Annotated in this window: 19 protein-coding genes; 16 read left to right on the forward strand and 3 right to left on the reverse strand. The window is 41.3% G+C overall.

Annotated elements, in window-relative coordinates; genetic code table 11:
• Positions 1-229 precede the first annotated feature (229 nt).
• From mraZ to lpxC, 16 genes are all read left to right on the forward strand, one after another.
• Positions 230-688 (forward strand): division/cell wall cluster transcriptional repressor MraZ, encoded by a 459-nt coding sequence (gene mraZ, locus I6F50_RS04565; protein ID WP_007582904.1) that lies wholly within the window; start codon positions 230-232, stop codon positions 686-688.
• A 28-nt stretch (positions 689-716) separates the two neighbouring features.
• Positions 717-1,655 (forward strand): 16S rRNA (cytosine(1402)-N(4))-methyltransferase RsmH, encoded by a 939-nt coding sequence (gene rsmH / locus I6F50_RS04570; protein ID WP_008167099.1) that lies wholly within the window; start codon positions 717-719, stop codon positions 1,653-1,655.
• A complete protein-coding gene (gene ftsL, locus I6F50_RS04575; protein WP_007582915.1) occupies positions 1,652-1,978 on the forward strand; it encodes a cell division protein FtsL in 327 nt (108 codons plus the stop codon). The genes rsmH and ftsL overlap by 4 nt, the downstream gene beginning before the upstream one ends.
• Complete coding sequence (locus I6F50_RS04580; protein ID WP_197175384.1) at positions 1,975-3,792, forward strand: penicillin-binding transpeptidase domain-containing protein; 1,818 nt, start codon at positions 1,975-1,977, stop codon at positions 3,790-3,792. Before ftsL ends, I6F50_RS04580 begins: the two co-directional genes overlap by 4 nt.
• A complete protein-coding gene (gene murE / locus I6F50_RS04585; RefSeq protein ID WP_197175385.1) occupies positions 3,785-5,263 on the forward strand; it encodes a UDP-N-acetylmuramoyl-L-alanyl-D-glutamate--2,6-diaminopimelate ligase in 1,479 nt (492 codons plus the stop codon). The genes I6F50_RS04580 and murE overlap by 8 nt, the downstream gene beginning before the upstream one ends.
• Positions 5,260-6,642: a UDP-N-acetylmuramoyl-tripeptide--D-alanyl-D-alanine ligase gene (gene murF, locus I6F50_RS04590; protein ID WP_197175387.1), complete on the forward strand. Its 1,383-nt coding sequence runs from the start codon at positions 5,260-5,262 to the stop codon at positions 6,640-6,642. Before murE ends, murF begins: the two co-directional genes overlap by 4 nt.
• A complete protein-coding gene (gene mraY, locus I6F50_RS04595; RefSeq protein WP_007582922.1) occupies positions 6,642-7,724 on the forward strand; it encodes a phospho-N-acetylmuramoyl-pentapeptide-transferase in 1,083 nt (360 codons plus the stop codon). Before murF ends, mraY begins: the two co-directional genes overlap by 1 nt.
• On the forward strand, positions 7,725-9,059 hold the full coding sequence (gene murD / locus I6F50_RS04600) for a UDP-N-acetylmuramoyl-L-alanine--D-glutamate ligase (protein WP_197175389.1): 1,335 nt from the start codon (positions 7,725-7,727) through the stop codon (positions 9,057-9,059).
• Complete coding sequence (gene ftsW, locus I6F50_RS04605; RefSeq protein ID WP_007582927.1) at positions 9,056-10,231, forward strand: cell division protein FtsW; 1,176 nt, start codon at positions 9,056-9,058, stop codon at positions 10,229-10,231. Before murD ends, ftsW begins: the two co-directional genes overlap by 4 nt.
• The gene (gene murG / locus I6F50_RS04610; RefSeq protein ID WP_197139796.1) at positions 10,228-11,304 is read left to right on the forward strand and encodes an undecaprenyldiphospho-muramoylpentapeptide beta-N-acetylglucosaminyltransferase; all 1,077 of its coding nucleotides are present in this window, start codon (positions 10,228-10,230) and stop codon (positions 11,302-11,304) included. Before ftsW ends, murG begins: the two co-directional genes overlap by 4 nt.
• Positions 11,305-12,756 (forward strand): UDP-N-acetylmuramate--L-alanine ligase, encoded by a 1,452-nt coding sequence (gene murC / locus I6F50_RS04615; protein WP_002957994.1) that lies wholly within the window; start codon positions 11,305-11,307, stop codon positions 12,754-12,756.
• The gene (locus I6F50_RS04620) at positions 12,753-13,673 is read left to right on the forward strand and encodes a D-alanine--D-alanine ligase (RefSeq protein WP_024592944.1); all 921 of its coding nucleotides are present in this window, start codon (positions 12,753-12,755) and stop codon (positions 13,671-13,673) included. The genes murC and I6F50_RS04620 overlap by 4 nt, the downstream gene beginning before the upstream one ends.
• Before the next feature lies 1 nt (position 13,674).
• Positions 13,675-14,454 carry a cell division protein FtsQ/DivIB gene (locus I6F50_RS04625; RefSeq protein ID WP_197175391.1) on the forward strand — a complete coding sequence of 260 codons (780 nt, stop codon included), beginning with the start codon at positions 13,675-13,677 and terminating at the stop codon, positions 14,452-14,454.
• Positions 14,451-15,683 (forward strand): cell division protein FtsA, encoded by a 1,233-nt coding sequence (ftsA, locus tag I6F50_RS04630; protein ID WP_197118615.1) that lies wholly within the window; start codon positions 14,451-14,453, stop codon positions 15,681-15,683. Before I6F50_RS04625 ends, ftsA begins: the two co-directional genes overlap by 4 nt.
• Before the next feature lie 21 nt (positions 15,684-15,704).
• Positions 15,705-16,952, forward strand: a complete 1,248-nt coding sequence (ftsZ, locus tag I6F50_RS04635) for a cell division protein FtsZ (RefSeq protein ID WP_197175393.1) — start codon at positions 15,705-15,707, stop codon at positions 16,950-16,952.
• 106 nt (positions 16,953-17,058) lie between these two features.
• Positions 17,059-17,970, forward strand: a complete 912-nt coding sequence (gene lpxC, locus I6F50_RS04640) for a UDP-3-O-acyl-N-acetylglucosamine deacetylase (protein WP_007582940.1) — start codon at positions 17,059-17,061, stop codon at positions 17,968-17,970.
• Between the two features lie 92 nt (positions 17,971-18,062).
• On the opposite strand, the gene yjjG is transcribed toward lpxC, so the two are convergent.
• From yjjG to I6F50_RS04655, 3 genes are all read right to left on the reverse strand, one after another.
• Positions 18,063-18,737 (reverse strand): pyrimidine 5'-nucleotidase, encoded by a 675-nt coding sequence (gene yjjG / locus I6F50_RS04645; RefSeq protein ID WP_010554302.1) that lies wholly within the window; start codon positions 18,735-18,737, stop codon positions 18,063-18,065.
• Between the two features lie 13 nt (positions 18,738-18,750).
• Positions 18,751-19,296 carry an inosine/xanthosine triphosphatase gene (yjjX, locus tag I6F50_RS04650; RefSeq protein ID WP_197175395.1) on the reverse strand — a complete coding sequence of 182 codons (546 nt, stop codon included), beginning with the start codon at positions 19,294-19,296 and terminating at the stop codon, positions 18,751-18,753.
• A 66-nt stretch (positions 19,297-19,362) separates the two neighbouring features.
• Positions 19,363-20,262, reverse strand: a complete 900-nt coding sequence (locus I6F50_RS04655; protein WP_007579904.1) for a phosphoribulokinase — start codon at positions 20,260-20,262, stop codon at positions 19,363-19,365.
• Between the last annotated feature and the right edge of the window lie 126 nt (positions 20,263-20,388).

The following is a 20,388-nucleotide window of genomic DNA, read 5'->3' on the forward strand; positions in this document are numbered from 1 at the left end:
AATAGATATTTTTTTCATCACAATCCCACTTTTTCCCACGTAATTCAAACGCTTCGCTTGAGCCCTTATTTTTTCTAGCTTTGGGACTTACTAAAGCTGGTCAGCTTACTTGACAAAATGGCTTGTCAAGCCCTAAACTGGAGCACTGTGGTAAAAAGTGGTTTTTAGTGGATCACTCTGGATAAAAATAAACAAAAGTTGAATAAAACAATTTTAAAGTAGGTTTTTTATGTTTCGTGGCGCGAGTTCACTGAGTTTGGATGATAAGGGGCGTTTTGCGGTACCGACTAAGTACCGAGAATCTCTATTGTCTGAAGATCAGGGAACGGTTATTTGTACCGTCGCATTAAATGAGCCGTGTTTATGGTTGTATCCGCTGGCTGAGTGGCTAGAAATAGAAAGCCGTTTAGCTAAAATCTCCAATATGAACCCACGAGCCCGTCGAATGCAGCGTATGTTGCTCGGGAATGCTACTGAATATCAACTTGATAAAAATGGTCGAATTTTGCTTGCGCCGTCACTGAGGGCTCATGCATCACTTGGCAAAAAAATCATGCTAGTTGGTTTGATGAATAAATTTGAAATTTGGGATGAGGCGCGTTGGCACGAGCAAATGCAGCAAGATACTGAGCTTGAAAGGCTTGGCGATTTTGAACCTAACCAAGATTTAGATAATTTTACACTCTAACAGCACAAAAAAAGGCAAATAATAGCTAATGACAGCGCAATTTGAACACGTATCCGTATTAATGGACGAAACCATCGATGCCCTCGCAATTAAGCCAGACGGTATATACATGGATGGTACGTTTGGACGTGGCGGCCACTCTGGACAAATTTTAGCACGCCTAGGTGATGAAGGTCGCCTGCAAGCAATTGACCAAGATCCACAAGCGATACAATCAGCCGAAAAATTTGCTGATGATCCACGTTTTGCGATTGCACATACTCGTTTTTCAAATTTATACGAAGTAGCAGAGCAGAACGATCTAATTGGTAAAGTGGATGGCATTTTATTAGACATTGGTGTCTCGTCGCCACAACTGGATGACGCTGCGCGTGGTTTTAGTTTTATGAAAGATGGGCCACTTGATATGCGTATGGACCCAACAACAGGTCGCAGTGCTGCACAGTGGTTAGCAGAAGCCGAGTTAGATGATATTACCCACGTAATTAAAAAACTGGGCGAAGAAAAGTTTGGTAAACGCATTGCACACAAAGTACTCGAAGTTCGTGAGCACACGCCAATCACAACAACCAAGCAACTTGCTGACCTTGTTGATGAAGCAGTACCTGTAAAAGATAAGTTTAAGCACCCTGCAACACGTACTTTTCAGGCGATTCGTATTTATATCAATAGCGAGCTTGAAGAGATTCAAACAGCGCTACAGTCTGCAGTTAAAGTGCTAAAGCCAGGCGGACGTTTAGTGGTGATTTCGTTTCACTCACTAGAGGATCGTATTGTAAAACAGTTTATTAGAAAACAGAGTAGGGGAGAAGTGTTACCCAGAGGTCTGCCTTTAACTGATGCACAAATAAATAAAAACCTGACGTTAAAAGCAGTGGGTAAGGCTATTAAGCCAAGTACTGTTGAAGTAGAACGTAATCCACGTTCTCGTAGTTCTGTACTTAGGATTGCACAGAGGTTGGGATGAGTAAAAAAGCGAGCTATCGTCAACCCAATTTATTCTTTGAAATATTAAAAGGCCTAGGTGCTAACAAGCTAACCTCGGCCTTGTTGGTTGTGATATTCGCTTCTAGTTTAGCTGTTGTGCAAACAACACATTTAGCTCGTGGGCAACTTATAAAGCAAGATCAATTATTACAAGAACGTGATGAACTCGATTTAGAGTGGCGCTACTTACTTGTTGAAGAAGAATTTTATTCGCAACATGCACGCATTGAAGAAGTTGCTATATCACAATTAAAAATGAAACGACCTACGAGTCAAGATGAGCAGGTAATAATAGTACAATGAGAAATAGAGGCAAAAAACCAGTCACTAATTTAATCACATGGCGCTTTATGCTGGTGTGTACAGTTGTGTTTATGGTGTTTGTAACACTCGTATCTCGCGCTGCTTATTTACAAGTGATAGAACCTGATAAAGCACGTTCAGAAAGTGATAAACGTACGGTACGTGTTGAAAAACTGCATGTGCAACGCGGAATGATTTTTGACCGCAATGGTAAAGAATTAGCGGTAAGTGTGCCTGTGGTAAGTGTGTATGCTGATCCTAAAGCATTACATAAATCGCTTGTATCTAAAGTAATCAAACAAGCCCGCAAAAGCGGCGAAGATCACTTATCTTTAACTGAAAACACTGTTGAGCTTGATAAGCGTACTGCACTTTATTATAAAAACGATTTACGTTGGCGCGAGCTTGCAGATGTGCTGCGTATTGATCCTAAAAAGATTAATTCTCGACTTTTAAACGATCCTTCGCGTCGCTTTGTGTATTTAAAGCGCCAAGTTACTCCTGCTGTAGCAAATTATATTGGTGATTTACGCCTCCCTGGTATCCATTTACTAGATGAATCTAAACGCTACTACCCTGCAGGTGAAGTTACCGCGCATGTAATTGGCTTTACCAATATCGATGGCAAAGGCATTGAAGGTATTGAAAAGCTATACGAAAACGCTTTAACGGGCGAGGAAGGCCGCCGTACCATTCGTAAAGACGCACAAGGGCGTGAGGTAGAAGTACTTGACGAACGTGAACGTGTAGAGCCAGAAAGTATAGAATTAAGTATTGATCAACGAATTCAAGCCATTGCGTACAAGGCCGTAAAATCAGCTGTACTGACTTATAAAGCCACATCGGGATCGGCTATGGTAGTTGATGTTAAAACCGGTGAAGTACTGGCAATGGTAAACAGTCCTTCATTTAATCCAAATAATTTAAGCGATGCAGCCCCTCATAAACGTCGTAATCGTGCAATTACCGATTTGTTTGAACCTGGCTCAACTGTTAAGCCTCTAGCCATTTTGGCTGGGCTAGACTATGGCGCCATTAAGGCAGATGACACAATTGATACCTATCCAGGGTGGATGCGTTTAGGTGGTAGTTTAGTGAGAGATACCCGTAATCACGGCGAACTAACATTGCGTGAAATACTAAAGTACTCCTCAAACATGGGAGTTGCGAAGGTTACTCAGTTAGTGCCTAAAGATTACCTCGTTGGCTTATACCAAAAAGTAGGGTTTGGCAGTGACACTGGAACAGGCATGGTAGGCGAAAGCAGCGGTTTGTTTTATCCAAATCGTCGTTGGTCTGACTTTGAAATTGCCACTTTATCATTTGGTTATGCGATTTCGGTAAGTACTGCGCAAATGGCGCGCTTTTATACCATGTTAGGCGCTGGTGGAGTTAACCGACCACTGACTATTTTAAAGCAAGACAATATACCTGAAGGCGAACGTATTTTTAAACAAAAAGACGTAGAAGCCGTAGTCCACATGATGGAAAGTGTATTTGAAAAAGACGGTACTGCTCGCAACATAAAAGTTGATGGGTATCGTGCAGCTGGTAAAACAGGTACATCTAAAAAAGCCGTAGCAGGTGGTTATGGTGATGAATATGTAGGTTATTTTGCAGGTGTAGCGCCGGCAAGTAATCCTCGTTTAGCCGTGGTAGTTATGATTAATGAACCAGGTGGTGATGTGTACTATGGAGGTGCCACCGCTGGCCCTGCATTTGCAGAAATCATCTCTAACGCATTAAGAATATTAAACGTAGCGCCTGACAAGGAAGAGGTTGCGTACGTAAAAGGTAAGGACAACGATGCGTGATTTAAAGGACATTTTAAAATACATCGAAATAGATGCGCCCTCGCAGCTGGTAAAACATTTACGCCTTGATAGTCGTGAAGTAACGCCAGGTGATGTATTTGTTGCTATTAAAGGCCATGCACTTGATGGCGGTCAATTTATTAATAAAGCAATTGAAAATGGCGCAACAGCTATTATTGCTGACAGATTATGTGAATTTGAAACAAGTTTTGAGCCACTATATTTAGTTTCGGAGCTTGATAAAAAGCTTCCAGAATTAGCAAGTCGCTTTTATAGCCAGCCAAGTCAGGCTCTTGATTTAATTGGTGTGACAGGTACAAACGGTAAATCGACAACCACAGCAATGATTGCCCACTTAGCGCAATTTTGCAGTACAGAGTCGGCCATTATAGGGACTTTAGGTTACGGCCACCCTGATAATTTAATTCCACTGATTAATACCACGCCTTCTGCGGTTGATTTACAACATATTTTGAGTGATTTAAATTCGCAGCATAAAAAGCTAGTAGCCATGGAAGTATCATCTCATGGGTTAGTGCAGCAACGTGTTGCTAAATGCGCGTTTAAAGCGGCTGTGTTTACTAATATTTCGCGTGATCACTTAGATTACCATGGTGATATGGCAAGTTACGGTGATGCGAAACTAATGCTTTTCCGTGATTTTGAACCGCAAGTTGTAGTGCTTAATCAAGATGATTCTCAAGCTGAGCAATGGCTTGAAAAGTATGATTTTAATAACCTAATTTGTTATGGTCGCAAAAACTTAGCTCCTAAGAATGCCCGATACGTTTATTTTTCTGATGTTGAATATTCAAGTGAAGGTATTTCGGCTCAGTTATCGACAAGTTGGGGTGATATTTCAATTAAATCGCCTCTGTTTGGCGAATTCAACTTATATAACTTAACGGCAGCGCTCGCTACATTACTAGGGCTTGGTTATCCGCTTGAGCAATTAGTTGCAGGTTGTGCGCAATTACAGCCAGTAGCAGGGCGAATGCAAGCATTTAGTCAAGCAGGTATGCCAACGTGTGTTGTTGATTACGCCCATACGCCCGATGCACTAGCCCTTGCGTTACAAGCATTGCAGCTGCATGTGCCAGGCGGTGTAAGTTGTGTATTTGGTTGCGGTGGTGACAGAGATAAAGGTAAGCGCGTATTAATGGCGCAAGCTGCAGAGCAAAATGCGAATAAAGTGATTATTACCAGTGACAATCCTCGCTCAGAAAATCCTGATGACATTATTGCAGATGTAGCTGGCGGTTTAACCCATCCTCAAAATGCACATTTAGAGGCTGATAGAGCAACTGCAATTCGTTTTGCTATAGAAAACGCTACAGCTGATGAGGTTATTTTGATTGCAGGTAAAGGCCATGAAGATTATCAAATTATAGGCGATAAGCGAATCGACTTTTGCGATCGCCGATATGTACAAGAACAACTAAAAAAAGCAGTAAGAGGGATAACACAATGATCCCAATGGATTTTGATTGGTTAGCTAATGTGCTAACAACCGATTATCAAGGTGATAATCAACACGTGCTTAATATAAATACTGATACTCGTACAGTGTGCGATGGCGAAGTGTTTTTAGCACTGAAAGGGCCAAATTATGATGGGCATAAATTTATAGCTGAGGCTAAACAAAAAGGTGCTATTGGCGTTATTGTTCAGCACAAAGTTGATGTAGATATTCCACAATTTATAGTAAGCGATACACGTATTGCACTAGGTGTAATTGGTACTGCTGTTATTGCGCAAGTGGCGCCTAAAACAATTGCTATTACAGGCAGTGTGGGTAAAACCACGGTAAAAGAAATGTGCGCCGCTATTTTGTCGGTCCACGGTGATGTATTAGCTACTAAAGGTAATTTTAATAATGATATTGGCGTCCCACTTACGTTATTGCGCTTAGAGCCTCAACATCGTTTTGCGGTTATTGAACTGGGTGCAAATCACTTAGGTGAAATTGCCTACACCACTGCAATGACAAAACCAGATGTAGCCGTTGTATGTAATGTTGCAGCAGCCCACTTAGAAGGTTTTGGTAGTTTAATGGGCGTCGCAAAAGCTAAAGGTGAGATTTTTGATGGCCTTAAAGATAACGGCGTTGCGATTGTTAACTGTGATAGTGAATTTAGCCAATATTGGTTAGATAAGCTTGAAGGGCGAAGTGTTAAACGTTTTTCTACAACTGAAAAACTAGATATTTGGGCAGAGAACATCACGCTTGATGCCAATGCGCGTGCAAGCTTTACGCTTTGCACTAAAAACAAGCAAGTACCTGTTACTTTAGCATTGCCTGGTAAACATAACATTGGGAACGCGCTTATTGCAGCCGCATTAACTAGCGAGTTTGATGTAACTCTTGAAGAAATAGCCAATGCACTTGCCACAATGGGTGATGTAAAAGGGCGCGTTAATTTAATTGAAGTGTCTGATTTACTCACCGTGGTTGATGATACCTATAATGCCAATGTTAAGTCGGTAAAGGCTGCGATTGACTTGTTAAGTGATATGCAAGGTCACCGCATTTTAGCGCTCGGAGACATGGGTGAGCTAGGTGAAGATGCACGTACGTACCATCAAGAAGTTGGCGAGTATGCACTTGAGCAAGGGATTGATGAGTTATTTACATTAGGTGTGTTAAGTAAATACGCAAGTGATGTGTTTGAACTACCTAATCGCCACTTTTCGAGCCGCGAACAGATGCAGCAAAAAATTCAAGACAGTATTAATAAAGTGAATACTAAAACAACAATAGTAGTGAAAGGATCGCGCAGTTCTCGCATGGAATTATTAGTAACCGATTTAGTTAATGGCCAGCAACAAGCCATCAATGGAGTATCATAATGTTAGTTTGGCTGGCAGAGTATTTAACACAGTATTTTAGTGGTTTTCATGTTTTTTCGTATTTAACGCTACGTGCCATTTTAGGTATTTTAACTGCGCTAATTATGTCTCTTTATTTAGGACCTAAGTTAATTCGTGGTTTGCAACGTATGCAAATAGGCCAAACAGTTCGAGACGATGGTCCGCAATCGCATTTGTCTAAGTCGGGTACGCCGACTATGGGCGGCTTACTTATTTTAGCGGCCATTTTTACCAGCACGCTACTTTGGGCCGATTTATCAAATAAATACGTATGGGCAACACTGTTTGTAATTGGCTCTTTAGGTATTGTTGGCTTTGTTGATGATTACCGTAAAGTTATTCGTAAAGATCCAAAAGGCTTAATTGCTAAGTGGAAGTACTTTTGGCAGTCAGTCATTGCATTAGTTGTAGCTACTGCTTTGTATTTTACCAGTGCACAAGCATCTGAAACATCACTTGTTGTTCCATTTTTTAAAGACGTGTTACCGCAATTAGGTTTGTTTTATATCGTGCTTACGTATTTTGCCATAGTAGGTACATCAAACGCGGTAAACCTGACCGATGGTTTAGATGGCTTGGCGATTGTGCCAATTATTTTAGTGGCTTCGGCATTGGCAATTATTGCTTACTTAACAGGTAATATTAACTTTTCGGCTTACTTACATATTCCACATTTACCGCTGGCGAGTGAGCTTGTGGTTGTATGTACTGCCATTGTGGGCGCAGGGCTTGGCTTTTTATGGTTTAACACTTACCCAGCACAAGTATTTATGGGCGATGTTGGCTCATTAGCACTTGGTGGCGCATTAGGTATTATTGCTGTTTTAGTACGCCAAGAGTTACTGCTTATTATTATGGGCGGTGTATTTGTAATGGAAGCACTATCGGTAATATTACAAGTGGGGTCGTATAAATTACGCGGACAACGCATTTTTAGAATGGCGCCGATTCATCATCATTATGAATTAAAAGGTTGGCCAGAGCCTCGCGTTATTGTGCGCTTTTGGATTATTTCTGTTGTGCTAGTGCTTGCTGGCTTAGCTACTTTAAAGATTCGATAAATGCAGTATTTAAACGAGATAAAAAACAAACAAATAACAGTGCTCGGACTCGGTGTAACCGGTCTGGGCATTGTGCGTTTTCTATTATCTCATGGCCTCACACCAAAGGTCATTGATAGCCGAGTAACCCCGCCGGGGATTGATTGGTTAAAAGAGCACGCGCCTAATCTAAATACTCACTTTGGTAATTTGGATGACGCAGAGTTTTGTTCAAGCGATATGATTATTATAAGCCCTGGGCTTAGCTTAAAAATACCAGCTGTTGCAAATGCAATTAACGCAGGTGTTGAAGTGATTGGCGACGTTGAGTTATTTGCACGTATTAATTCAAAACCGGTTGTTGCAGTAACGGGCTCTAATGGTAAATCAACCGTGGTTACGCTCGCTTATGAAGTATTAAAACAAGCCGGCTATAAAGTTGCTTTGGGTGGAAATATTGGCACAGCGGTGCTTGATTTGCTCAGTGATGATTTTGACGTGTATGTACTTGAGTTATCGAGTTTTCAGCTAGATACCACAACGAGTTTAAAACCTGTGAGTGCAACGGTATTAAATGTGTCTGAAGATCACCTTGATCGCTACGACAGTTACCAAGCTTATATAGACTCAAAGCTAAGTATTTATGACGGTGCAGAGCTTATTATTGTCAACGCAGACGATATGCAAACACATCCAGTTGAGCGCGGTTCTACCCCCCTAATCAGCTTTGGTGCTCAACAAGGTGATTACCATTTAGCGCAACATAATGGCGAAACTCACTTTACGGTTAAAGGCGATGCCTTTTTACCTGTTGATACGCTTGCGGTAGTGGGTAAGCACAATTATTTAAATACGCTTGCAGTAATGGCGCTCTTAAGTCCGTTTGAAGTAAGCAAAGAGCAATATAAAAATGCATTAGGTCAATTTAATGGGTTGGCTCATCGCTGCCAATTTGTAGCTGAGCTTAACGGTGTAAAGTATTTTAACGATTCAAAGGCAACTAATGTTGGAGCGACCATTGCTGCAATAGATAGTTTAGCTAGTGGCGGTGAAAATCTGATTGTTATTGCTGGTGGCGATGCCAAAGGCGCTGATTTAAATGCGCTTAAACCTTACATAGAACAGCATGTAAAAGCATTAATTTGTTTTGGTAAAGATGCAAGTGACTTAGCTGCGATTACCAATAAGAGTTATTTAACTAACAATATGGAAGAAGCCGTTACTTTGGCCAAAGTACTTAGTAGTACAGGCAATATTGTTTTATTAGCACCCGCATGTGCCAGTATTGATATGTATAACAACTATATGCAACGCGGTGATGACTTTGTTCAGTGTGTAATGGCAGGGGCGTTATGATTGCTTTTGCCGATATAAGAGACGCATTAACACCTAAGCCTTCGGCGCAGTTATACGATGTACCGCTATTGTACTGCGTAATAATGCTCATTGGTGTTGGTTTTATCATGGTGACCAGCGCATCAATGCCTACCGCAGAGCGGTTATTTGATGACCCGTACCATATTACCATTCGCCACAGCATGTTTTTGGCAATGGCGTTTGTGCTTTTTTGGATAAGCGTTTGTGTGCCAATGGAGTGGTGGAAACGATCAAACCCTTATCTATTAATACTAGGTATGGTGCTATTAATAGCGGTATTGATTATTGGGCGTGAAGTAAACGGCGCTAAACGATGGATACCTATTGGACCTGTTGGTTTTCAGGTGGCTGAGGCCGCTAAGTTGTACTTTTTTAGTTATATTGCGGGTTATTTGGTAAGAAAACGCGAAGAAGTACAAGAAAATATTAAAGGCTTTGCAAAGCCAATTGCTGTATTTGCAGTGTATGCACTGCTTATTCTGCTGCAGCCAGATTTAGGCACAGTGGTTGTTATGTTTGTAACAACGGTTGGTTTATTGTTTTTAGCTGGTGCTAAGTTATGGCAGTTTTTTGTACTTATTTTAACGGGCGTTGGTCTGGTTGTATTACTTATTATTGTTGAACCATATCGTATGGCACGTGTTGTTGGCTTTTTAGACCCTTGGGATGATCCTTTTGGCAAGGGTTATCAGTTGGTGCAATCGCTAATGGCATATAGCCAGGGTGGTTGGTTTGGCCAAGGCTTAGGTAACAGTGTACAAAAGCTACAATATTTACCTGAAGCACATAACGATTTTATTTTTGCCGTTATAGGTGAAGAACTTGGCTTAATAGGCGTTGTAAGTATTTTAACGGTATTAGCTACTTTAGTATTTAGAGCCTTATTAATAGGCCAACAAGCGCTTAAGTGCGGCAAGGAATACGAAGGCTACTTTTCATTTGCCATTGGTATTTGGTTTGCATTTCAAACCATGGTGAATGTAGGTGCGAGTGCGGGTATTTTACCGACGAAGGGTTTAACCCTGCCGTTTATTTCTTATGGCGGCTCAAGCTTATTAATTATGACGATTGCCACGGGTATTTTATTACGCGTAGATTTTGAAACCAAAATGGCAACCAAACAAGCCACCTCACGCGGAGGTAAGCGATGAGTAAAAAATTAGTAGTAGTGGCTGGTGGAACTGGCGGACACATTTTTCCCGGTATTGCAGTAGCCGATTATTTAAAACAGCAGGGCTGGCAAGTTAGCTGGATCGGCACACCAGATCGAATGGAAGCGAGCGTTGTACCTAAGCACAATATAGATATTGATTTTATTAACGTTAAAGGTGTTCGTGGTAACGGATTAAAGCGTCTTATTAAAGCCCCATTCATGGTAATTAATGCAGTATTGCAGGCGCGTAAGGTATTGAAAGAACAGCGTCCTGATGTAGTACTTGCAATGGGCGGTTATGTTACGGGGCCAACGGGAATTGCCGCAAAAAGTTTAGGTATCCCGCTGGTTATTCACGAGCAAAACGCTGTAGCGGGTATGAGCAATAAACTGCTAGCTAAGGTGGCTACACGAGTATTAGCTGCATTTCCAAGTGCTTTTGCACAGGGTCAAGCCGAGCTAGTAGGTAACCCAGTTCGCCAAAGCGTTATGAATATAGCCAAACGCGATGTATCAAGCCCTATTAATATTTTAGTAGTGGGCGGCTCGCTTGGTGCACAAGTGCTTAATCAAACATTACCAGAAGCATTTAAAGCACTAAATAATACAGCTCCAATAAGTGTATGGCATCAAACAGGTAAGGGTCATTTAACTACTGTAGAAGCCGCTTATAAAATGCATGCTTTTACAGGCAGTAATGCAAAAATAGCTGAATTTATTGATGATATGGACGCAGCGTATAGCTGGGCCGACATTGTTGTTTGCCGTGCTGGTGCGTTAACTGTTAGCGAAATTGCAGCGGCAGGTAAAATGGCCGTTTTTGTTCCGTTTCCACATGCTGTGGACGACCATCAAACAGCGAACGCACAATATTTAGTGATGGCTAATGGCGCATTATTAATGCCACAAGGGCAGTTTAATAAACAATCAATTGTTGAACTATTAAGCCCGTATTTAGCCCAACCTTCATTAATTACTGAAATGGCTACAAATGCAAAAAAACAAGCCATTTTAGATGCCACAGCAAGCGTAGCAACGCACTGTGAGCAAGTAACAAATAAGAGAAAATAAGTGAAAGAAACGTCAGTACAAGAAAAACACACACGCCCTGCAATGCGCCGAATAGAAACCATTCACTTTATTGGTATTGGTGGAGCAGGTATGGGCGGTATTGCTGAAGTACTCGCTTTTGAAGGCTACCGTATTACAGGTTCTGACATTGCCCATAGCGCTATGACAGATCGTTTAATTAAAGCCGGTGCAGAAGTATTTATAGGCCATCATGAAAATAACGTGAAAGATGCCAATGTAGTCGTTGTTTCAAGTGCGATTGATGAAACAAATCCTGAAATTATTGCAGCCAAAGCCGCAAGAGTTCCTGTTGTTCGCCGCGCAGAAATGTTGGCTGAGTTAATGCGTTTTCGCCACGGTATAGCCATTGCGGGTACGCATGGTAAAACAACGACAACAAGCTTAATTGCGAGTATTTATGGACAAGCAGGGCTTGATCCAACCTTTATTATTGGTGGCTTGCTAAATAGCGCAGGTAGTAACGCAAAAGTAGGTAAAAGTGATTTTTTAATTGCCGAAGCTGATGAAAGCGACGCGTCGTTTTTACACTTACAGCCAATGGTCTCGGTGATCACAAATATTGAAGAAGATCACATGGATACTTATGGCGGCAGTCTTGAAAAGATGAAAGACACATATGTAGATTTCATTCATAACTTGCCGTTTTATGGTTTAGCTGTTGTATGTATTGATTCTGAAGTTGCTGCTGAACTTATCCCGCGTTTTGGTCGCCCAGTTATCACGTATGGTGAATCGAAGGATGCTGATTACCGCATGAGCGACTTTAGCCAATCAGCTAATACATGCACATTTACAGTAACTAACAAACAAGGTGAGTGTTTAACTGCCACGTTGAATATGCCAGGTAGACACAACGCACTTAATGCAACCGCTGCGATTGCTGTGGCAAAAGATCAAAACATTGCGAATCATGCAATTTTAGAAGCGCTGCAGAAGTTTGAAGGTATTGGTCGTCGTTTTCAACACTATGGTGAATTTGAAAACGAGCGTGGCAATGTGATGTTAGTTGATGATTACGGGCATCATCCCTCAGAAGTTGCAGCAACAATTGCAGCAGTACGTGAAGGTTGGCCTGATAAGCGTTTAGTAATGGTATATCAACCTCATAGATTTTCTCGTACACGCGACTTATACGAAGATTTTGTAAAAGTACTTGCTGATGTAGATCAGTTGCTATTGCTTGATGTGTATAGCGCTGGTGAAGATCCAATTGTTGGCGCAGATAGCAAAAGCTTATGCCGTAGCCTTCGTCAACGTGGCAAAGAGCCGCTACATGTAGCAACAAATGCAGAGCTTGCAGGCGTTTTGGCCGCAAATTTACAAAATAATGATTTAGTATTAACCCAAGGCGCTGGTAATATAGGTCAGTTAGTTAAAACATTAGCTGCGACGGGTATGTCGATAGAAAAACTTAAGCAAGGTGAAGTATGACTCAGGTAAACACACAATTTGGTAAAGTAGCGGTACTGCTAGGTGGTAACTCAGCAGAACGTGAAGTGTCTTTACGATCGGGTCAGGCTGTTTTAAATGCGCTGCAAAATAGTGGCATTGATGCAATTGCATTTGACCCGCAAAGTCGTTCTTTGTGGGAGTTAAAAGAATTAAATGTAGAGCGCGTTTTTATTGCTTTGCATGGTCGTGGTGGCGAAGACGGAACTGTACAAGGTGCGCTTGAGTTTATGAACCTGCCTTACACGGGCAGTAATGTACTGGGTTCAGCACTTGCTATGGATAAAGTACGTTGTAAGCACTTATTTAAATCAGCGGGTTTAAGCACTGCACCTTATACCGTAGTTGACGCTAAAAAAGGCTTTGATGCTGCAGCTATTATGGGTGAGTTTAAAAAGGTAATGGTTAAGCCATCGCACGAAGGCTCAAGCATAGGTATGGCGCAAGCAAGTACAGCACAAGAACTTGAAGACGCACTAGCTAATGCATTTAAGTTTGATAATCAAGTGCTTGTAGAGCAGTGGATCACGGGACGTGAATTCACAGTTACAGTGCTTGGCGATGAAGTACAACCAGTCATCGAGATGACGACACCAAATGGTTTTTACGATTACCAAGCTAAGTATCAATCAAATACAACGCAGTATCATTGCCCTGCAGATTTATCAGAGCAAGATACTAAGTACTTACAAGCTATATCGCTAGATGCATTTGATTTAGTGGGCGCAAGTGGTTGGGGCCGTGTTGATGCGATGCAAGACGAGCAAGGTAACTTTTACCTGCTTGAAGTAAATACAGTACCTGGCATGACTGAAAAGTCGTTAGTGCCAATGGCAGCAAAAGCGAATGGGGCAACTTTTGAACAATTAGTTGTTCGCATTTTAGAGCAAACGCTTTAATATGCATCCCCTTTTAGAAAAAGCTCAGGAAATCAAACTGAAACTTAATTGGTCTCTGATTTTTGGTGTGAGCTTTTTTCTGATAGTTGTAATTGGCTTAGTGCAAATTACGACAGGTGTATCGGATTGGTTAGTTGAAAACAAAGATGCTCAAATTAAGCACCTTACAGTGCAAGGGCAGCCTAAATACACAGATGAAACGGCAATTATAAAAGCGATTAAAAAAGCCGATTTAAGTAGTTTTTTTGAACTTGATGTTAAGCATGTGCAGCAGCTAGTTCAAGACTTACCCTGGGTTGCTACCGCTTCGGTGCGTAAACAATGGCCTGATACTATACAAGTATATGTTGTTGAACATGAAGTAGTAGCACATTGGAATAGCGACTTATTGCTCAACCAAAGTGGTCAAGCATTTCAAGCCAGCAGCGATAAGTTAGATGATAACTTACCGCAGTTATACGGCCCAGAAGGCAGCGAAGAAGAAGCGTGGATTGCTTTTAAGCAATTTGATGAAATGCTAAAAGTTAACGGCTTAACGTTAACAAGTTTGGCATTGTCGGAGCGCTTTTCGTGGCAACTATGGTTAGATAACGGAATACGTTTAAATTTAGGACGTAAAGATAAAGCCAAGCGTGTACAACGTTTTATAGACGTTTATCCACGAATGGAACAACGTGCAGATGCACAAGTAGATACAATAGATTTACGGTATGATACCGGCCTTGCAGTCAGCTTTAAGCCAGTGCAAGAAGAACAATTACAAAATAAGAGTAAGGCATGACTAAGTCAGCAGAAAGAAACCTAGTAATAGGGTTAGACGTTGGCACCTCGAAAGTGGTTGCCACGGTAGGTGAAATCACCGCAGATAACAAGCTCAGCATTGTTGGTGTGGGCAGCCAAGTATCTCATGGTATGGATAAAGGCGGCGTTAACGATTTAAACTTAGTGTCTGAGTCTATTCGCCGAGCAATAGACGAAGCCGAGTTAATGGCTGATTGTCGTATTAGCTCTGTGTATTTGGGTATTTCTGGCAAGCATATACAATGTCAAAACGAAAGTGGCGTGGTGGCAATTAATAACACTGAAGTCACTGAAGAAGACATTGAAAATGTAATTCATATTGCGCGTTCTGTGCCTATTTCGGCAGAGCGTAAAATGCTGCATGCATTGCCGCAAGAATACAGTATCGACATGCAAGAGGGCATTAAAAACCCATTGGGCATGAGTGGTGTTCGTATGGAAGCGCGTGCACACATTATTACGTGCTCAAACGATATGGCAAAAAATATCGAGAAATGCGTAGAGCGCTGTGGTCTTGAAGTTGATCAGCTTATCTTTACTGCGTTGGCATCATGTTATTCAGTGCTTACGCCAGATGAAAAAGAGCTTGGTGTTGCAGTACTTGATATTGGCGGCGGTACTATGGATATCACCATTTATATTAATGGTGCGCTTCGTCACTCTGCCGTTATACCTGTGGCTGGTAACCAAGTTACTGGTGATATTGCAAAAATATTTCGTACACCTATATCACATGCAGAGTCACTCAAAGTACAATACGCATGCGCTAGTAGTCAAATGGCTAGTAGTGAAGACACGATTGAAGTACCTAGTGTAGGCGGACGACCAGCAAGACTGATGTCGCGCCATACATTATCTGAGGTGGTAGAGCCTCGTTTTAGAGAATTATTTGAGCTTGCGATGGAAGAAATTCGTCGTTCAGGCTTAGAAGACCAAATTGCGGCAGGTCTCGTTATAACAGGCGGAACTGCTAAAATGACTGGCGCGATGGAAGTGGCAGAAGACATCTTCCAAATGCCAGTAAGGATAGGCAAACCAATCGGGATGGTTGGTTTGACAGACTACGTAGATGATCCTTCGTACGCAACCGCTGTTGGTTTGTTACAATACGGGCGTACCATGCAATCGATGAATGCACAAAAGTCGAAAGCAGAGGATAACAATAATTGGTGGAACCGCATTACTAAATGGTTCCAAGGCGAGTTTTAAGACTCAAGTCGGAGAGTAAACATGTTTGATATAATGGAACAACACAGCGAAGAAGCTGTAATAAAAGTAATCGGCGTGGGCGGTGGTGGCGGTAACGCTGTTGAGCACATGGTTAAACAACAAATAGAAGGCGTGCGTTTTATAGCCGCTAATACGGATGCGCAAGCATTACGTAACTCTGCTGCCGATATTACAGTTCAGCTAGGCACGCAAATAACCTCTGGGTTGGGTGCGGGCGCAAACCCTGAAGTAGGCCGTAAGTCGGCTGAAGAAGATGCAGATACAATTCGTGCCAGCCTTGAAGGCGCCGATATGGTATTTATTGCAGCCGGTATGGGCGGCGGTACAGGTACTGGTGCAGCACCGGTAGTTGCTAAAATTGCTAAAGAACTCGGTATTTTAACCGTTGCAGTTGTAACACGTCCTTTTGATTTTGAAGGTAAAAAACGTGCAGCAGCCGCTGAACAAGGCATTAACGAATTGTCAGAAATTGTAGATTCACTTATTACAATTCCGAACAATAAATTGCTTAAAGTTTTAGGAAAAGGGACTACACTTCTAGATGCCTTCGCTAAAGCTAATGACGTATTATTTGGTGCGGTACAAGGTATAGCAGAGCTAATTACACGTTCTGGTTTAATTAACGTGGATTTCGCCGATGTTAGAACTGTAATGTCTGCAATGGGTACTGCAATGATGGGAACGGCGTCTGCGTCAGGCCCTGATCGTGCACAAGAAGCAGCAGAAGCGGCTATCTCAAGCCCACTACTAGAAGACGTTGATTTAACAGGTGCTAAAGGTATCTTAGTTAATATCACCGCAGGTATGGACATTGCGATTGAAGAATTTGAAATTGTTGGTAATCACGTTAAAGCACTTGCGTCAGAAAACGCAACGGTTGTTGTTGGTGCGGTAATCGACCCAGAAATGACTGATGAGCTACGTGTAACGGTTGTTGCAACTGGCTTAGGCGGCGATCGTCGTCCACAGTTTGGTATTGTTGATAACGGCTTTAAAAAAGCATCAGGTTCTGATGTTGCAAGCACATCAAACCAAACGAGCAGTATGTACGTACCAAGCTTTGCAAGCCAAGATACAAACACTGAAGAAAACACTGCTAAAGCGCAAACGAAAAGCAAAGAAAAAGCGCCTACAACTAGTTCAAGCAGTGCATCAAGCTCTTCAGCACAAAACAGTAAAAAAGCGGATAAATCAGAAGGTGGTGATTATTTTGATATCCCCGCTTTTTTACGTAAGCAGGCTGATTAACATTTAATAATACTTTTGTTTGAAATATGTACAAATATTGAAAGGCAAAAGGATTTATGTTAAAATACGCCATATAACTGTAACTGATTTAAAAGTGAGCATACCTATGATTAAACAGCGTACGATTGCAGAAGTAGTCAAAGCCATAGGAATTGGACTTCATAAAGGTGAGAAGGTCACAATAACTCTCCGACCTGCGAGCGCAAATACTGGGATTGTATTTCGTCGTGTCGACCTTGATCCGGTTGTTGATTTTGAAACAACACCTGAAGCCGTTGGTGATACGCAGTTGTGTACCTGTTTAATTAACAAAGATGGTGTTCGCTTATCGACTACTGAGCATCTTATTGCAGCTGTTGCTGCAATGGGAATTGATAATCTAATTGTAGAATTAGATAGCTCAGAAGTGCCGATTATGGATGGTAGTGCATTACCATTCATATATCTGTTACAAAAAGGCGGAATTGAAGAGCAAAACGTTGCTAAACGCTTTATCCGCATTAAAGAAAAAGTACGCATTGAAGAAGGTGATAAGTGGGCTGAAGTTGAACCATATGATGGTTTTCATATCGACTTTGAGATTGCATTTAACCACCCAGCTATCAATGAAAGTCGCCAACGTATTGGGTTGGATATAACAACGCAAAGCTTTATTGAAGAAATTAGCCGTGCGCGTACTTTTGGATTTATGAAAGATATTGAATACATGCATGCAAACAACCTAGCGCTAGGTGGTAGCATGGATAGTGCTGTGGTACTTGATGAGTTCAAAGTTTTAAATCCTAACGGTTTGCGTTATAGCGACGAGTTTGTTAAGCACAAGATATTAGACTGTGTTGGTGACATGTTTATGACAGGCCATAACCTTTTAGGTAAAGTAACTGCATTTAAATCGGGTCATGATTTAAATAATAAATTACTTCGTAAAATTATGGCTACAGAGTCAGCATGGGAGTGGGCAACATTTGAAACGCCTGTGACGATGCCTGCACCCGGTCTTGAGTTAGCTCCAGCCTAAAAGCAGTAAAAGAGCAGCTCGAAAAACAGTTATAAAAAATGACGCTAATTAGCGTCATTTTTTTGCGTGAAATTTAATAGCTCTATACTTTATTATAACTCCAAAAGAGCTTGTAACTGATTTAAACTAGCTACGGTATAGGTTGGCTTTATTCCGTCGGCTAATTGCTCACCAGGGTGTTGTAACCAGCAAGTATCAATACCTGCATTGTTGCCGCCAAGTATGTCACTTGCAGCAGTATCACCCACCATAAGTATCTCGCTTTTATCTGGGTTACCCATTAGCTCAAATGTGTGCTCGAAAATCGCTTTATTCGGTTTTGCTATACCTACAAGTTCAGATATAACTAACCATTCAAACATATCTTTTAAGCCAGTATGCTCAAGGCGTACGGTTTGTAAGCGGGCAAATCCGTTAGTAATAATACCTAATCTAGCATTTGGCTTAAGTTTATTTAAAAGCTCAATAGCACCAGGTAATGGCTCGCAAATTTGCGCCATAGAATCTAAAAAAGCATCGTTTAGCTCTTTTGCTGGCACATTAAGTTTTGAAGCCCACTCATTAAAGCGTGTTACTTGTAAGTAATCTGCGCTAATAGTGCCATTTTGATAATCAACCCACAGCTGCTTATTGGTTTTTTGATAATGAATATAATCGTCTTGGCTAAAATCTACGTTGTAAGCTTTAAACATGCGAGTCATGCCCGCTAAAATATCAAACCTAAATAAGGTTTCGTCTGCATCAAACAATACATAGTTGTACTTCATTAAACTTCCTAAATTAATTTGTTTGGCTGTATAGCTCAGGGTGTAAAAAAGGCGCCATAGCTAAAGTGAGTGCTTGTGTATAGGTACTTCCGCGCGTGGCATGATTATTGGTAAGTAGACCAATAGCGCCACCTTTTTGTTTAACGTTGGTGGTATTAAATGCTTTGTCCATTACATCGCCAAGTTCTTCACCTTTAAGTAATGCATTATAAAGTACTTGGGGTAGAGGAAGGTTGCTGCTACGCCCTACAACTTGATCTAAGGCATTATCAATAACTACGTAAGCAAAGGTTGCTGCACCATAGCTAAATTGCTCTGCACCGCCTTCCATTGCAACGTAATAGTGAGCTTGGTGGTGCTTTTTACAATAATTAACACGGTTTTGCGCGCCAATACGTGTTTCGTCTTCGCCAATAGGCTGATCGGGCACGTCTGAGGGAGCATTCACACCTTCACAGTCAATGATACATTCTGGAAAATACATAGTAAAAATATGTTTAGCGGCATTTATTTTTACAGGATTTTTAGAACCGACAATAATTTTTAATTGTTGTGACATGCTGATCTCACCTTGAGCAAAATCAGCAGTGTACGTGAGTTAGCTTTAACAAAAAAGAGTCGGTAATCAAATAGGTAAATCGAGTGGTGCTAGGTTTTCCAGTGCACGCTTTTTCAAAATAATATCTTTAATTAATGGGGTAAGCACAAGCTCCATAGCCAAGCCCATTTTGCCGCCTGGTACTACAAGCGTATTAATACGAGACATAAAACTGCCTTCGATCATGCGTAAATAATAAGGAAAATCAACATCATCAATACCCCTAAAGCGAATAACTACAAAGCTTTCATCAAGAGATGGAATATCTTTGGCGCTAAATGGATTTGAGGTATCAACAGTAGGCACCCGCTGAAAATTAATATGGGTACGAGAAAACTGCGGGGTAATATGATTTATATAGTCATCCATACTGCGCACAATAGAGCCCATAACCGCTTCGCGAGAATGGCCTCGTTCGGATGTGTCGCGTATTAATTTTTGAATCCACTCAAGGTTAATAATTGGAACCATGCCTATTAATAAATCGACATGCTTTGCCACGTCTACATCTTGATCAACTACACCACCGTGTAACCCTTCATAAAACAAAATATCAGTATTGCTATCAAGGTCTTGCCAAGGAGTAAATGTACCCGGTAATTGATTGTATGGGACGGCTTCATCAAAGGTGTGTAAGTATCGGCGTAACTTACCTTGGCCTGTTTCACTATAGTTTTCAAACAACGCTTCTAAAGCACCAAAGTCATTTGCTTCTCGGCCAAAGTAACTAATGTGTTTATTTTCTTGTTGTGCTTCACGTACTTTTTTATCCATTTCAGGGCGAGTGTAACGATGAAAGCTATCTCCTTCGATAAAAGCCGCTTCAATATTAAGGCTACGGAAAATATGTTTAATTGCATTGGTTGTGGTGGTTGTACCCGCACCAGACGAACCCGTAATCGCAATAATAGGATTTTTAGCTGACATGTTAATTCTCTTTTTTAGGACCAGGTTTTATAACCAGACTAAACTTAACATTATTTTAAGCCGTTTGGGTATCTTAAGAGTTGACTGACTTAGCTCAAGTGACGCCATCAGCAAATAACGTTATCA

The sequence above is a fragment of the Pseudoalteromonas sp. NZS127_1 genome (assembly GCF_015864295.1).
Classification (GTDB): Bacteria; Pseudomonadota; Gammaproteobacteria; order Enterobacterales; family Alteromonadaceae; genus Pseudoalteromonas; species Pseudoalteromonas arctica.

Bases quoted from the DNA above. Each gene is read 5' to 3' on its own strand.
- mraZ (WP_007582904.1), top strand. From the start codon at position 230: ATGTTTCGTGGCGCGAGTTCACTGAGTTTGGATGATAAGGGGCGTTTT.
- rsmH (WP_008167099.1), top strand. From the start codon at position 717: ATGACAGCGCAATTTGAACACGTATCCGTATTAATGGACGAAACCATC.
- ftsL (WP_007582915.1), top strand. From the start codon at position 1,652: ATGAGTAAAAAAGCGAGCTATCGTCAACCCAATTTATTCTTTGAAATA.
- I6F50_RS04580 (WP_197175384.1), top strand. From the start codon at position 1,975: ATGAGAAATAGAGGCAAAAAACCAGTCACTAATTTAATCACATGGCGC.
- murE (WP_197175385.1), top strand. From the start codon at position 3,785: ATGCGTGATTTAAAGGACATTTTAAAATACATCGAAATAGATGCGCCC.
- murF (WP_197175387.1), top strand. From the start codon at position 5,260: ATGATCCCAATGGATTTTGATTGGTTAGCTAATGTGCTAACAACCGAT.
- mraY (WP_007582922.1), top strand. From the start codon at position 6,642: ATGTTAGTTTGGCTGGCAGAGTATTTAACACAGTATTTTAGTGGTTTT.
- murD (WP_197175389.1), top strand. From the start codon at position 7,725: ATGCAGTATTTAAACGAGATAAAAAACAAACAAATAACAGTGCTCGGA.
- ftsW (WP_007582927.1), top strand. From the start codon at position 9,056: ATGATTGCTTTTGCCGATATAAGAGACGCATTAACACCTAAGCCTTCG.
- murG (WP_197139796.1), top strand. From the start codon at position 10,228: ATGAGTAAAAAATTAGTAGTAGTGGCTGGTGGAACTGGCGGACACATT.
- I6F50_RS04620 (WP_024592944.1), top strand. From the start codon at position 12,753: ATGACTCAGGTAAACACACAATTTGGTAAAGTAGCGGTACTGCTAGGT.
- I6F50_RS04625 (WP_197175391.1), top strand. From the start codon at position 13,675: ATGCATCCCCTTTTAGAAAAAGCTCAGGAAATCAAACTGAAACTTAAT.
- ftsA (WP_197118615.1), top strand. From the start codon at position 14,451: ATGACTAAGTCAGCAGAAAGAAACCTAGTAATAGGGTTAGACGTTGGC.
- ftsZ (WP_197175393.1), top strand. From the start codon at position 15,705: ATGTTTGATATAATGGAACAACACAGCGAAGAAGCTGTAATAAAAGTA.
- lpxC (WP_007582940.1), top strand. From the start codon at position 17,059: ATGATTAAACAGCGTACGATTGCAGAAGTAGTCAAAGCCATAGGAATT.
- yjjG (WP_010554302.1), bottom strand. From the start codon at position 18,737: ATGAAGTACAACTATGTATTGTTTGATGCAGACGAAACCTTATTTAGG.
- yjjX (WP_197175395.1), bottom strand. From the start codon at position 19,296: ATGTCACAACAATTAAAAATTATTGTCGGTTCTAAAAATCCTGTAAAA.
- I6F50_RS04655 (WP_007579904.1), bottom strand. From the start codon at position 20,262: ATGTCAGCTAAAAATCCTATTATTGCGATTACGGGTTCGTCTGGTGCG.